The organism is Trinickia sp. LjRoot230 (genome assembly GCF_964253315.1).
In the GTDB taxonomy this organism is placed as follows: Bacteria; Pseudomonadota; Gammaproteobacteria; order Burkholderiales; family Burkholderiaceae; genus Trinickia.
The window spans coordinates 302,582-315,705 of sequence record NZ_CAXUQX020000001.1 but is presented as its reverse complement, the minus strand read 5'-3'; the positions used below and the strand labels follow the sequence as shown (position 1 = coordinate 315,705).

Annotated in this window: 8 protein-coding genes, 4 tRNA genes and 2 rRNA genes; all 14 read right to left on the bottom strand. The window is 58.0% G+C overall.

Annotated elements, in window-relative coordinates; all coding sequences use genetic code 11:
• Positions 1-14 precede the first annotated feature (14 nt).
• A complete protein-coding gene (gene rpoB, locus ACSQ20_RS01435) occupies positions 15-4,121 on the bottom strand; it encodes a DNA-directed RNA polymerase subunit beta (RefSeq protein ID WP_436016746.1) in 4,107 nt (1,368 codons plus the stop codon).
• A gap of 364 nt (positions 4,122-4,485) precedes the next feature.
• Complete coding sequence (gene rplL, locus ACSQ20_RS01430) at positions 4,486-4,860, bottom strand: 50S ribosomal protein L7/L12 (RefSeq protein ID WP_436016744.1); 375 nt, start codon at positions 4,858-4,860, stop codon at positions 4,486-4,488.
• An 84-nt stretch (positions 4,861-4,944) separates the two neighbouring features.
• Positions 4,945-5,448, bottom strand: a complete 504-nt coding sequence (rplJ, locus tag ACSQ20_RS01425; RefSeq protein WP_436016742.1) for a 50S ribosomal protein L10 — start codon at positions 5,446-5,448, stop codon at positions 4,945-4,947.
• Between the two features lie 341 nt (positions 5,449-5,789).
• Entirely contained in the window at positions 5,790-6,488 is a 699-nt protein-coding gene (gene rplA / locus ACSQ20_RS01420) for a 50S ribosomal protein L1 (protein WP_436016740.1), read from the bottom strand.
• Positions 6,489-6,920, bottom strand: coding sequence for a 50S ribosomal protein L11 (gene rplK, locus ACSQ20_RS01415; RefSeq protein WP_436016738.1), 432 nt, complete (start codon positions 6,918-6,920; stop codon positions 6,489-6,491).
• Between the two features lie 155 nt (positions 6,921-7,075).
• Complete coding sequence (gene nusG / locus ACSQ20_RS01410; RefSeq protein ID WP_436016736.1) at positions 7,076-7,636, bottom strand: transcription termination/antitermination protein NusG; 561 nt, start codon at positions 7,634-7,636, stop codon at positions 7,076-7,078.
• 1 nt (position 7,637) lies between these two features.
• Positions 7,638-8,018, bottom strand: coding sequence for a preprotein translocase subunit SecE (secE, locus tag ACSQ20_RS01405; RefSeq protein WP_436016734.1), 381 nt, complete (start codon positions 8,016-8,018; stop codon positions 7,638-7,640).
• A gap of 32 nt (positions 8,019-8,050) precedes the next feature.
• Positions 8,051-8,126: transfer RNA gene (locus tag ACSQ20_RS01400), tRNA-Trp, on the bottom strand.
• A gap of 62 nt (positions 8,127-8,188) precedes the next feature.
• On the bottom strand, positions 8,189-9,379 hold the full coding sequence (gene tuf, locus ACSQ20_RS01395) for an elongation factor Tu (protein WP_436016732.1): 1,191 nt from the start codon (positions 9,377-9,379) through the stop codon (positions 8,189-8,191).
• Between the two features lie 63 nt (positions 9,380-9,442).
• Positions 9,443-9,517: transfer RNA gene (locus ACSQ20_RS01390), tRNA-Thr, on the bottom strand.
• Between the two features lie 19 nt (positions 9,518-9,536).
• A tRNA-Gly gene (locus ACSQ20_RS01385) sits at positions 9,537-9,610 on the bottom strand.
• A gap of 53 nt (positions 9,611-9,663) precedes the next feature.
• A tRNA-Tyr gene (locus ACSQ20_RS01380) sits at positions 9,664-9,749 on the bottom strand.
• 161 nt (positions 9,750-9,910) lie between these two features.
• Positions 9,911-10,024, bottom strand: a 5S ribosomal RNA gene (rrf, locus tag ACSQ20_RS01375).
• Positions 10,025-10,215: 191 nt separating this feature from the next.
• A 23S ribosomal RNA gene (locus ACSQ20_RS01370) occupies positions 10,216-13,099 on the bottom strand.
• Positions 13,100-13,124 lie beyond the last annotated feature (25 nt).

Here is a 13,124-nt window from a genome sequence, read left to right as displayed (position 1 = left end):
CTCCAGTAGTCCGATTAGTTCCGGTCCAGGTCGATATCGATACCGAGCGACCGGATTTCCTTCACCAACACGTTGAACGACTCAGGCATGCCGGCGTCGATCACGTGATCGCCCTTGACCAGGTTTTCATAAACCTTGGTCCGGCCCGCCACGTCGTCCGACTTCACGGTCAGCATTTCCTGCAAGACATACGATGCGCCGTACGCTTCGAGCGCCCACACTTCCATTTCACCGAAGCGCTGACCGCCGAACTGTGCCTTACCGCCCAACGGCTGTTGCGTCACGAGCGAGTACGGACCAGTCGAGCGGGCGTGCATCTTGTCGTCGACCAAGTGGTGCAGCTTCAGATAATGCATGTAGCCGACCGTGACGGGACGCTCGAACGGTTCACCCGTACGGCCGTCGGACAGGCGCACCTGGTTCTTCGACTTGGTCATGCCAAGCTGCTCGGCAACGTGGTCGGGGAACGCGAGATCGAGCATCTTCGACATTTCCTCTTCCGTCGCACCGTCGAACACCGGTGTGGCGAACGGCACGCCTTCACGCAGGTTCTTCGCGAGCTCGACGATCTCGTCATCGCTAAAGCCATCCAGCTCTTCGGCACGGCCCGACTCGTTGTAGAGCTTCGTCAGGAACGCGCGCAGCTCTTCCACCTTCGCCTGCTGCTGCAGCATTTCGCCGATTCGCCAGCCGAGACCTTTCGCCGCCCAGCCAAGGTGAACTTCGAGCACCTGGCCAACGTTCATCCGCGACGGCACGCCGAGCGGATTCAACACGACGTCAGCCGGACGGCCATCGGCCATGTACGGCATGTCTTCGATCGGAACGATCTTCGAGACGACACCCTTGTTACCGTGACGGCCCGCCATCTTGTCGCCAGGCTGCAGACGACGCTTCACGGCGAGATACACCTTGACCATCTTCAGCACGCCCGGCGGCAATTCGTCGCCCTGCGTGAGCTTCTTGCGCTTCTCTTCGAACGCGAGGTCGAATTGGTGGCGCTTTTGCTCGATCGAATCTTTGATCGCTTCGAGCTGGGCCGCCGCATCTTCGTCCGCGAGGCGAATATCGAACCAGTGATAGTGGTCGAGATCCTCGAGGTAGGCCTGATCGATCTTCGTGCCCTTCGCGAGCTTCTTCGGACCGCCGTTCGCCACCTTACCGACGAGCATACGTGCCAGACGCTGGAACGCATCGCCTTCGACGATACGCAGCTGGTCGTTCAGGTCCAGGCGATAGCGCTTCAGTTCATCGTCGATGATCTGCTGAGCGCGCTTGTCGCGTTGGATGCCTTCGCGCGTGAACACCTGCACGTCGATCACGGTGCCGCTCATGCCCGAGGGCACGCGCAGCGACGTGTCTTTCACGTCCGAGGCCTTCTCGCCGAAAATCGCGCGCAGCAGCTTCTCTTCCGGCGTCAGTTGCGTTTCGCCCTTCGGCGTGACCTTGCCGACGAGCACATCGCCCGCTTCGACTTCCGCACCGATATAGACGATGCCCGATTCGTCGAGGCGCGAGAGCTGCACTTCGGCGAGGTTCGAGATGTCGCGCGTGATTTCTTCCGGTCCGAGTTTCGTGTCACGAGCGACGACGTTCAACTCCTCGATATGAATCGAGGTGTAGCGGTCGTCCGCCACGACCTTCTCCGAGATCAGGATCGAATCTTCGAAGTTGTAGCCGTTCCACGGCATGAACGCGACCAGCATGTTCTGGCCAAGCGCGAGTTCGCCAAGGTCCGTCGAAGCGCCGTCGGCCAGCACGTCGCCACGCAAGACCTTGTCGCCCACCTTCACGATCGGACGCTGGTTGATGTTCGTGTTCTGATTCGAGCGCGTGTACTTGATCAGGTTGTAGATATCCACACCCACATCGCCCGCAACTGCTTCATCGTCGTTCACACGAATGACGATACGGCCCGCGTCGACGTAATCGACGACACCACCACGCAACGCCTGCACCGTCGTGCCCGAGTCGACCGCAACCGTGCGCTCGATACCCGTGCCCACCACCGGCTTTTCCGGACGCAGGCAAGGCACGGCCTGACGCTGCATGTTCGAGCCCATCAACGCGCGGTTCGCGTCATCGTGTTCGAGGAACGGAATCAGCGAGGCGGCCACCGAGACGATCTGCGACGGCGCCACATCCATGTACTGGATGCGGTCCGGCGTGACCATCAGCGTCTCACCGGCTTCACGCGACGAAACGAGTTCATCGGTGAGCGTGCCATCGTCGGCCACCGCCGCATTCGCCTGAGCGATCACATAGCGGCCTTCTTCGATGGCCGACAGGTAATCGATCTGATTCGTCACCTTGCTGTCGACGACCTTGCGATACGGCGTTTCGAGAAAACCGTACTCGTTCAGGTGCGCATACAACGCGAGCGAGTTGATAAGACCGATGTTCGGGCCTTCCGGCGTTTCGATCGGGCATACACGGCCATAGTGCGTTGGGTGCACGTCGCGCACCTCGAAGCCTGCCCGTTCGCGCGTCAGACCACCCGGCCCAAGAGCGGAAACGCGGCGCTTGTGCGTGATTTCCGACAGCGGGTTGGTCTGGTCCATGAACTGCGAAAGCTGCGACGAACCGAAGAACTCGCGAATCGCCGACGAAATCGGCTTCGAGTTGATCAGATCGTGCGGCATCAGGTTTTCGCTTTCCGCCTGACCGAGACGCTCCTTCACCGCCCGCTCGACGCGCACGAGACCCGCGCGGAATTGGTTTTCCGCGAGCTCGCCCACGCAGCGCACGCGACGATTGCCGAGGTGATCGATGTCGTCGACTTCGCCCTTGCCGTTACGCAGCTCGACGAGGATCTTGATTGTGGCGAGGATGTCGTCGTCTTGCAGCGTCATCGGGCCCGTGATTTCGTCCCGGCCGACGCGGCGATTGAACTTCATACGGCCGACCTTCGAGAGGTCGTACGCATCTTCGCTGTAGAACAGCCGGTTGAAGAGCGCTTCGACGGCTTCTTCGGTCGGCGGCTCGCCCGGGCGCATCATGCGATAAATCGCGATACGCGCAGCGGTCCGATCGGCGGTTTCATCGATGCGCAGCGTCGAAGAGATATACGGGCCCTGATCCAGATCGTTCGTATAGAGCGTCTGGATTTCCTTGACCTTCGCTTCGCGCAGCTTGTCGAGCGTGCCTTCCGTGATTTCTTCGTTCGCGTTGGCGATCACTTCACCCGTTTCGCTGTCGACGACGTTCTTCGCGAGCACACGGCCGAGAAGATAATCTTCGGGCACCGAAATGAACTTCGTCTTCGCGCTATCGAGATCGCGAATGTGCTTCGCGTTGATCCGCTTGTCCTTCTGGACAATGACGTTGCCATCGCGATCGGTGATGTCGAAACGCGCCACTTCGCCGCGCAGGCGTTCGGACACGAACTCCATCTGCGCGCCTTCGCCCATCAACGTGAAATTGTCGAAGACGAAGAAGTTAGCCAGGATCTGTTCCGGCGTGAGGCCAATGGCCTTGAGCAGGATCGTGACCGGCATCTTGCGGCGACGGTCGACGCGGAAGTACAGAATGTCTTTCGGGTCGAATTCGAAGTCGAGCCACGAGCCGCGGTAAGGAATGATCCGCGCGGAAAAGAGCAGCTTGCCCGAGCTGTGCGTTTTGCCCTTATCGTGTTCGAAGAACACGCCAGGCGAGCGGTGCAGCTGCGAGACGATGACACGCTCGGTGCCGTTGATGACGAACGAGCCAGTCGGCGTCATGAGCGGAATTTCGCCCATGTAGACTTCCTGCTCCTTCACTTCCTTGACGACTGGCTTGCTTGGAGATTCTTTGTCCAGCAAGACGAGTCGAACCTTGGCACGCAAGGCCGAGCAATACGTAAGACCGCGCTGCTGGCATTCCTTGATGTTGAAGGCCGGCGAGGACAACGCATAGCTCACGAACTCGAGACGCGCGAAACCGTTATGCGAGACGATCGGAAAGACGGACGTGAACGCAGCCTGCAAACCCTCGGGTTTGCGCTGCGAACCAAGCACGTCCGCTTGTAAAAACGTGCTGAATGATTCAAGCTGGGTGGCCAGCAGGAAAGGTACTTGGTGAACGATGGGGCGCTTCGCAAAACTCTTGCGAATACGCTTCTTCTCGGTGAAGGAATATTGCATACGATCTCCGAATCACGGCGGGCATTGTCGAGGCGAGATGCCAAGATTTGAGAACCCGAGTGTTCACCGACTGAGACCCGATGGCCGTCCTGGGCTTGAACGAGCCTAGAAGCTTGGTGGTTGGCCGCTACCAACCGCTGGCTGACGGCAGCGAATGCCTATATTCCGCTGCCCGACCAAACTTGCCTTCTGCAGTCGCTTCAGAAGACAAAGAAAAATGCCGTTCGGCTGGGCCGAGGGGTAGTTTTCTTTGGCCTCTGGGGCCGACATTCCGCTCGCAACCGCGCAGCAAAACGTAGTCCCCACAAAGCACAAAAAGGCCGGCGGTGAAAAACCGCCAGCCTTCGCTGAGCGCGCCGATCCTTTACTTGATCTCAGCCTTCGCACCAGCTTCTTCGAGCTTCTTCTTCGCTTCTTCTGCAGCTGCCTTCGGCACCGCTTCCTTCACGGGCTTCGGTGCGCCGTCGACGAGGTCCTTCGCTTCCTTGAGGCCCAGGCCCGTCAGTTCGCGAACGGCCTTAATGACCGATACCTTGTTTGCGCCGACTTCAACGAGATTAACGGTGAATTCGGTTTGCTCTTCTGCCACGGCAGCTGCGCCGCCACCCGCCGGGCCTGCCACTGCAACAGCAGCAGCCGACACGCCAAACTTCTCTTCGAACGCCTTGACGAGGTCGTTCAGTTCCAAAACCGACATCGAGCTGACGGCTTCGAGGATGTCATCTTTTGCGATTGCCATTTGAAATACTCCTAAATTGAATTCGGATACAGCCAGCGACCGATTACGCTCGACTGAGGTGCGCCATGCGTTGCCTGAACGAGTTCAGGCAGCTTCCGCTTCGCCTTGCTTCTTCTCTGCGAGCGCAGCGAGTGCGCGCGCAAAGCCCGAAACAGGCGCTTGCATGACGAACAACAGCTTGGAGAGCAGTTCCTCGCGGCTCGGGATGTTGGCGAGCGCTTGCACGGCCGCCTTGTCCATCACCTTGCCTTCGTAGGCACCGGCCTTGATGATCAACTTGTCATTGCTCTTGCCGAAGTCGTTGACGACCTTGGCAGCAGCAATTGCATCTTCAGAGATGCCGTAGATCAGAGGACCGGTCATCTGCTCGGCCAGCGGAGCAAACGGGGTACCTTCAACGGCGCGACGCGCCAGTGTGTTCTTCAACACACGCAGGTACACCCGCTGCTCGCGCGCTTTCGCACGCAGCTTCGTCAGATCGCCAACCGCGATTCCACGATACTCGGCCAACACCATGGTCTGGGCTTTCGCGACTTGCGCGGAAACCTCAGCCACGACGGCCTGCTTACCTTCTTTGTTCAGTGGCACGGTTAACCTCCAGATTCAGCATGCTCGGCGAGACTGCCTCACATGCCGCGTTCAACAACGGCGTCCGAGGTGTTAGGAGTATTTCGATCGATGGCTTGCCGCATCGCTGGTTGGCGTTGCGGCCGACAATCGACTTCATCACTGCAAAACTGTTTCGGGTTCGCCATCTGCGTTGGCTTTCATTAAGAGAACGCCTGCCTGCTGCGCTCCCGCCAACGGTCTTTGACAACCGGTTGCACAAAGCAAACTGCCTTCATGCAACCGCCCAAAGCCCTTAAATATCGCACCGAGCTGCAACGCCATAGCGCCTACGGCCAAACAACTCGTGCGAACAAAATTCCTTACTGCGCGGCCAGCGACGTTTGATCGACGCGGACACCCACGCCCATCGTGCTCGACACGGCGATCTTGCGCAGATACACGCCCTTGCTCGTTGCCGGCTTTGCCTTTTGCAATGCCTCGACGAGCGCCGACAGATTCGAGCGCAGCGCGGTCGGTTCGAACGATGCACGACCGATCGTGGCATGGATAATCCCGGCCTTGTCGACACGGAACTGCACCTGACCGGCTTTCGCGTTCTTCACCGCCGTCGCGACGTCGGGCGTGACCGTGCCAACCTTCGGGTTCGGCATCAGGCCGCGCGGACCGAGAATCTGACCGAGCGTACCGACAACGCGCATCGTGTCGGGCGACGCGATCACCACGTCGAAATTCAGGTTGCCGCCCTTAATTTGCTCGGCAAGGTCTTCCATGCCGACGATCTCGGCGCCGGCGGCACGAGCCTGCTCGGCCTTGTCGCCTTGCGCGAACACGGCGACGCGCACCGACTTGCCGGTACCGGCGGGCAACACCACCGAGCCGCGAACTACTTGATCCGATTTCTTCGCATCGATGCCAAGCTGAACGGCAACATCGATCGATTCATTGAACTTCGCGTTGGCGCACTCTTTGACGAGCGAGATCGCGGTGTCGATCGGATAAAGCTTCTGGCGATCGATCTTGGTCGCGAATGCTTGCAAACGCTTCGACAGCTTAGCCATTTACACGCCCTCCACGGTGATGCCCATCGAGCGGGCGCTGCCGGCGATCGTGCGGACCGCGGCGTCCAAATCAGCTGCCGTGAGATCCGGCATTTTCGTCTTGGCGATTTCTTCGGCTTGCGCGCGCGTGATCTTGCCAACCTTGTCCGTGTGCGGCTTGGCGGAACCCTTGTCGACCTTGGCAGCCTTCTTGACGAGGACCGTGGCCGGCGGAGTCTTCAGAATGAACGTGAAGCTCTTGTCGGCGAATGCGGTGATGACGACCGGAACGGGCAGACCCGGCTCCATCGCTTGAGTCTGCGCGTTAAACGCCTTGCAGAACTCCATGATGTTCAGGCCACGCTGACCCAGCGCCGGACCAACCGGCGGCGACGGATTGGCTTTACCTGCAGGAATCTGCAGCTTGATAAAGCCGATAATTTTCTTTGCCATTTCGACAACCTCGCTGGAACGCAAATGCGTTCGGTGAGTAGTAACGCGCGTTCGCCGCACGGTCACGCGCGGCTACTGACGCTCCTCAACGGCCATAGCGCGGACCGTAAGCGCGAAAAACGAACCGCTCCCACGGGAGCGATCCGCAGTATTCATTACAGCTTTTCGACCTGGCCGAATTCGAGTTCGACGGGCGTCGCACGCCCGAAGATGGTGACGGACACGCGGACACGCGACTTCTCGTAGTTCACTTCCTCGACGCTGCCGTTGAAGTCGGTGAACGGGCCATCCTTTACACGAACCATTTCGCCGACCTCGAACAAGGTCTTTGGGCGCGGCTTCTCGACGCCCTCTTGCATCTGCGACATGATTTTTTCGACTTCCCGGGGGGAAATCGGACTCGGGCGATTGCGCGCACCGCCGACAAAACCCGTCACCTTGGCCGTGTTCTTCACGAGGTGCCAGGTTTCGTCGGTCATTTCCATTTCGACGAGCACATAGCCAGGGAAGAAGCGCCGCTCCGTCACCGACTTGTGGCCACCCTTCACTTCAACGACTTCTTCCGTCGGAACGAGGATCTGGCCAAATTGATCTTGCATGCCGGCGCGCTCGATTCGCTCTTGGAGCGCTCGCTGCACGCTTTTCTCCATACCGGAGTAGGCATGCACGACATACCAACGTTTACCGCTCGGGGATGCAGGAGTATCGCCGCTCATATCATTTCCAACCCAGAATCGCCGAGAAAATTACCCATTCGATAGATTTATCGCTGATCCAAAGAAGCACCGCCATGACCAGCACGAAGCCGAAGACCACCAGGGTAGTCTGCGTCGCTTCCTTGCGGGTCGGCCAGACAACCTTGCGAACTTCTTTGTATGAGTCCTTGGCGAAGGCGATAAAACCCTTACCGGGGGAGGAGAGGAGACTTACCACAACACCCGCAGCAACACCGACCACGAGGGCCGCGCCGCGCACATACCATTCCTGGCCACTCAGCCAGAAGAACCCTACGAATCCGGCCAAGACCAGCAGTACGCCCGCGATAAGCATCAATTTGTCGCTGGAAGTATCCACAGCTTCGACGGAAGGATTCGCCATAACACCTTAACGCGCACGTCGCGCAGAAATTTTGGCAGGGGCAGAGGGAATCGAACCCCCAACCTTCGGTTTTGGAGACCGACGCTCTGCCAGTTGAGCTATACCCCTAAACCATTTGGGGTTGGCTATGAAACCAACCCCGAAACCACAGACCACCGAGATTGACTGGCTTACTCGATGATCTTCGCAACGACACCTGCACCGACGGTACGGCCGCCTTCGCGGATAGCGAAGCGCAGGCCTTCTTCCATGGCGATCGGCGCGATCAGCTTGACCGTGATCGACACGTTATCGCCCGGCATCACCATTTCCTTGTCCTTCGGCAACTCGATCGAACCCGTCACATCCGTCGTGCGGAAGTAGAACTGCGGACGATAGTTGTTGAAGAACGGCGTGTGGCGACCGCCTTCGTCCTTGCTCAGCACATACACCTCAGCCGTGAAGTGCGTATGCGGCGTGATCGAACCCGGCTTGGCCAACACCTGGCCACGCTCCACGTCTTCGCGCTTCGTGCCGCGCAGCAAAATGCCCACGTTGTCGCCCGCTTGACCTTGGTCCAGCAGCTTGCGGAACATCTCCACGCCCGTGCACGTCGTCTTCACCGTCGGCTTGATACCGATAATCTCGATTTCCTCGCCAACCTTCACCACGCCACGCTCGACCCGGCCCGTTACCACCGTGCCGCGACCCGAGATCGAGAACACATCTTCCACCGGCATCAGGAACGCGCCGTCGATCGCGCGCTCCGGCGTCGGGATGTACGTGTCCAGCGCGTCGGCCAGGCTCATGATCGCCACTTCGCCCAGCTCGCCCTTGTCGCCTTCGAGCGCCAGCTTCGCCGAGCCCTTGATGATCGGCGTTTCGTCGCCCGGGAAGTCGTACTTCGAGAGCAGCTCGCGCACTTCCATTTCCACCAGCTCGAGCAGTTCCGCGTCGTCCACCATGTCGCACTTGTTCAGGAACACGATGATGTACGGCACGCCCACCTGACGCGCCAGCAAAATGTGCTCGCGCGTTTGCGGCATCGGGCCGTCCGCGGCCGAACACACCAGGATCGCGCCGTCCATCTGCGCCGCACCCGTGATCATGTTCTTCACGTAGTCAGCGTGGCCCGGGCAGTCAACGTGCGCGTAGTGACGGTTAGCCGTCTCGTACTCCACGTGCGCCGTGTTGATCGTGATACCGCGCGCCTTTTCTTCCGGCGCCGCGTCGATCTGGTCGTACGCCTTCGCTTCGCCACCAAACTTCGCGGTCAGCACCGTCGTGATCGCCGCCGTCAGCGTGGTCTTGCCGTGATCAACGTGACCAATCGTGCCGACGTTCACGTGCGGCTTGGTCCGTTCAAACTTGCCCTTGGCCATTTTCGACTCCTGAGAGGATTTTTCCGTATGTTGCGCCGCACGCAAACAAACACTGACATCTGCTGGTGCCCATGGGCAGGATCGAACTGCCGACCTCTCCCTTACCAAGGGAGTGCTCTACCACTGAGCCACATGGGCGCTGCTACTTTCTTGGCACTGGAGCGGGTGAAGGGAATCGAACCCTCGTCGTAAGCTTGGAAGGCTTCTGCTCTACCATTGAGCTACACCCGCTAAGGCTTCACGATCGCGCCCTCACGATTCCTTGCCGCATCACACTTGCATTCTGGTGGAGGAGGTTGGATTCGAACCAACGTAGGCGTAAGCCAACAGATTTACAGTCTGCCCCCTTTAGCCACTCGGGCACCCCTCCGCAGAGAACGGATGATTATGGCGGCAGCACTACGCAAAGTCAAGGCTTTCACGCGTGTGCAACATCAACCGATGCTCTCACTAATAGGCTTTTGCGCCTGCAAAAACAACAACCCCCCGTGAGCGCTGTGGCTGAACGGGGGGTTGGATACGGCATAGGGAGCCTGACGATTACCTACTTTCACACGGGCAATCCGCACTATCATTGGCGTGGAGTCGTTTCACGGTCCTGTTCGGGATGGGAAGGGGTGGGACCGACTCGCTATGGTCATCAGGCATGACTTGTAGCTGGGTGCTTGGGTGAGCACGGGCCAGCCAATCTGGGAAGAAGAGTAATGGTTACAGCGGGGTGGTGATTGTGGTTGGCAAACGCGCCTCAAACCTGGGTTGGCGTGTGGCCCCCTGACGGGGGTGAGCCCAGAGTAATCGCTAAAGCGATAACTCTGAGCGCAAAACGCTCCGGTTATAGGATCAAGCCTTACGGGCAATTAGTATCGGTTAGCTGAACGCATTACTGCGTGTACACACCCGACCTATCAACGTTCTGGTCTGGAACGACCCTTCAAGGGGCTCGAAGCCCCGGGGATATCTCATCTTAAGGCGAGTTTCCCGCTTAGATGCTTTCAGCGGTTATCTCTTCCGAACATAGCTACCCGGCGATGCCACTGGCGTGACAACCGGTACACCAGAGGTTCGTCCACTCCGGTCCTCTCGTACTAGGAGCAGCCCCCTTCAAATATCCAACGCCCACGGCAGATAGGGACCAAACTGTCTCACGACGTTTTAAACCCAGCTCACGTACCTCTTTAAATGGCGAACAGCCATACCCTTGGGACCGGCTACAGCCCCAGGATGAGATGAGCCGACATCGAGGTGCCAAACACCGCCGTCGATATGAACTCTTGGGCGGTATCAGCCTGTTATCCCCAGAGTACCTTTTATCCGTTGAGCGATGGCCCTTCCATACAGAACCACCGGATCACTATGACCTGCTTTCGCACCTGCTCGACTTGTCGGTCTCGCAGTTAAGCACGCTTATGCCATTGCACTATCAGCACGATTTCCGACCGTACCTAGCGTACCTTCGTACTCCTCCGTTACGCTTTGGGAGGAGACCGCCCCAGTCAAACTGCCTACCATGCACGGTCCCCGAGCCCGATTCAGGGCCCAAGGTTAGAACCTCAAACAAACCAGGGTGGTATTTCAAGGACGGCTCCACGCAAACTAGCGTTCACGCTTCATAGCCTCCCACCTATCCTACACAGATCGGTTCAAAGTCCAATGCAAAGCTACAGTAAAGGTTCATGGGGTCTTTCCGTCTAGCCGCGGGGAGATTGCATCATCACAAACACTTCAACTTCGCTGAGTCTCGGGAGGAGACAGTGTGGCCATCGTTACGCCATTCGTGCAGGTCGGAACTTACCCGACAAGGAATTTCGCTACCTTAGGACCGTTATAGTTACGGCCGCCGTTTACCGGGACTTCAATCAAGAGCTTGCACCCCATCATTTAATCTTCCGGCACCGGGCAGGCGTCACACCCTATACGTCCACTTTCGTGTTTGCAGAGTGCTGTGTTTTTATTAAACAGTCGCAGCCACCAGTTTATTGCAACCCCTTCACCCTTCTGGCGCAGGCCAGTCAAGCTACAGGGGCGTACCTTATCCCGAAGTTACGGTACCAATTTGCCGAGTTCCTTCTCCCGAGTTCTCTCAAGCGCCTTAGAATACTCATCTCGCCCACCTGTGTCGGTTTGCGGTACGGTCATTGTGAGACTGAAGCTTAGAGGCTTTTCTTGGGACCCCTTCCGATTGCTTCGCAGCTTAAAGCCGCTCGCGCCACACCCTTGAATTACGCGCCCGGATTTGCCTAAGCGCCTTCTCCAATGCAGCGACCGGGACGTCCAACACCCGGACAACCTTCCGCGATCCGTCCCCCCATCGCATCTCACAATGGTGCAGGAATATTGACCTGCTTCCCATCAGCTACGCATTTCTGCCTCGCCTTAGGGGCCGACTCACCCTACGCCGATGAACGTTGCGTAGGAAACCTTGGGCTTACGGCGAGGGGGCCTTTCACCCCCTTTATCGCTACTCATGTCAGCATTCGCACTTCCGATACCTCCAGCACACCTTTCGGTGCACCTTCGCAGGCTTACGGAACGCTCTCCTACCATGCGCACTTGCGTGCGCATCCGCAGCTTCGGTATATAGCTTAGCCCCGTTACATCTTCCGCGCAGGACGACTCGATCAGTGAGCTATTACGCTTTCTTTAAAGGGTGGCTGCTTCTAAGCCAACCTCCTGACTGTTTTAGCCTTCCCACTTCGTTTCCCACTTAGCTATATTTCGGGACCTTAGCTGGCGGTCTGGGTTGTTTCCCTCTTGACACCGGACGTTAGCACCCGATGTCTGTCTCCCGTGATTGCACTCTTCGGTATTCGGAGTTTGCTATGGCGAAGTAATCCGCAATGGACCCTTCAACCATGACAGTGCTCTACCCCCGAAGGTGACACACGAGGCACTACCTAAATAGTTTTCGGAGAGAACCAGCTATTTCCAAGTTTGTTTAGCCTTTCACCCCTATCCACAGCTCATCCCCTAACTTTTCAACGTTAGTGGGTTCGGTCCTCCAGTACGTGTTACCGCACCTTCAACCTGGCCATGGATAGATCACTTGGTTTCGGGTCTACGCCCAGCAACTGAACGCCCTATTCGGACTCGCTTTCGCTACGCCTGCCCTATTCGGTTAAGCTTGCTACTGAACGTAAGTCGCTGACCCATTATACAAAAGGTACGCCGTCACCCGTTTCCAGGCTCCGACTGTTTGTATGCATGCGGTTTCAGGATCTATTTCACTCCCCTCCCGGGGTTCTTTTCGCCTTTCCCTCACGGTACTGGTTCACTATCGGTCGATCACGAGTATTTAGCCTTGGAGGATGGTCCCCCCATCTTCAGACAGGATTTCACGTGTCCCGCCCTACTTGTCGTACACCTAGTCCTTCCTCGTCGTTTTCGCCTACAGGGCTATCACCTGCTATGGCCGCACTTTCCAGAGCGTTCGGCTAACGTCGAAGATAACGTGTACCGGCTGATCCCATTTCGCTCGCCACTACTCTGGGAATCTCGGTTGATTTCTTTTCCTGCGGCTACTTAGATGTTTCAGTTCGCCGCGTTCGCTTCTCATGACCTATGGATTCAGTCATGGATACTCCATTCGGAGTGGGTTTCCCCATTCGGACATCTTCGGATCAATGCTCGTTTGCCAGCTCCCCGAAGCTTTTCGCAGGCTACCGCGTCCTTCATCGCCTGTGATCGCCAAGGCATCCACCACATGCACTTGTTCGCTTGACCCTATAACGAGAGCGTTTCAACCATA

What these genes read in the sequence shown, in the direction of transcription:
- rplK (WP_436016738.1), bottom strand. Translation starts at nt 6,920, where the DNA reads ATGGCAAAGAAAATTATCGGCTTTATCAAGCTGCAGATTCCTGCAGGT.
- rplA (WP_436016740.1), bottom strand. Translation starts at nt 6,488, where the DNA reads ATGGCTAAGCTGTCGAAGCGTTTGCAAGCATTCGCGACCAAGATCGAT.
- rplL (WP_436016744.1), bottom strand. Translation starts at nt 4,860, where the DNA reads ATGGCAATCGCAAAAGATGACATCCTCGAAGCCGTCAGCTCGATGTCG.
- secE (WP_436016734.1), bottom strand. Translation starts at nt 8,018, where the DNA reads ATGGCGAATCCTTCCGTCGAAGCTGTGGATACTTCCAGCGACAAATTG.
- rpoB (WP_436016746.1), bottom strand. Translation starts at nt 4,121, where the DNA reads ATGCAATATTCCTTCACCGAGAAGAAGCGTATTCGCAAGAGTTTTGCG.
- tuf (WP_436016732.1), bottom strand. Translation starts at nt 9,379, where the DNA reads ATGGCCAAGGGCAAGTTTGAACGGACCAAGCCGCACGTGAACGTCGGC.
- nusG (WP_436016736.1), bottom strand. Translation starts at nt 7,636, where the DNA reads ATGAGCGGCGATACTCCTGCATCCCCGAGCGGTAAACGTTGGTATGTC.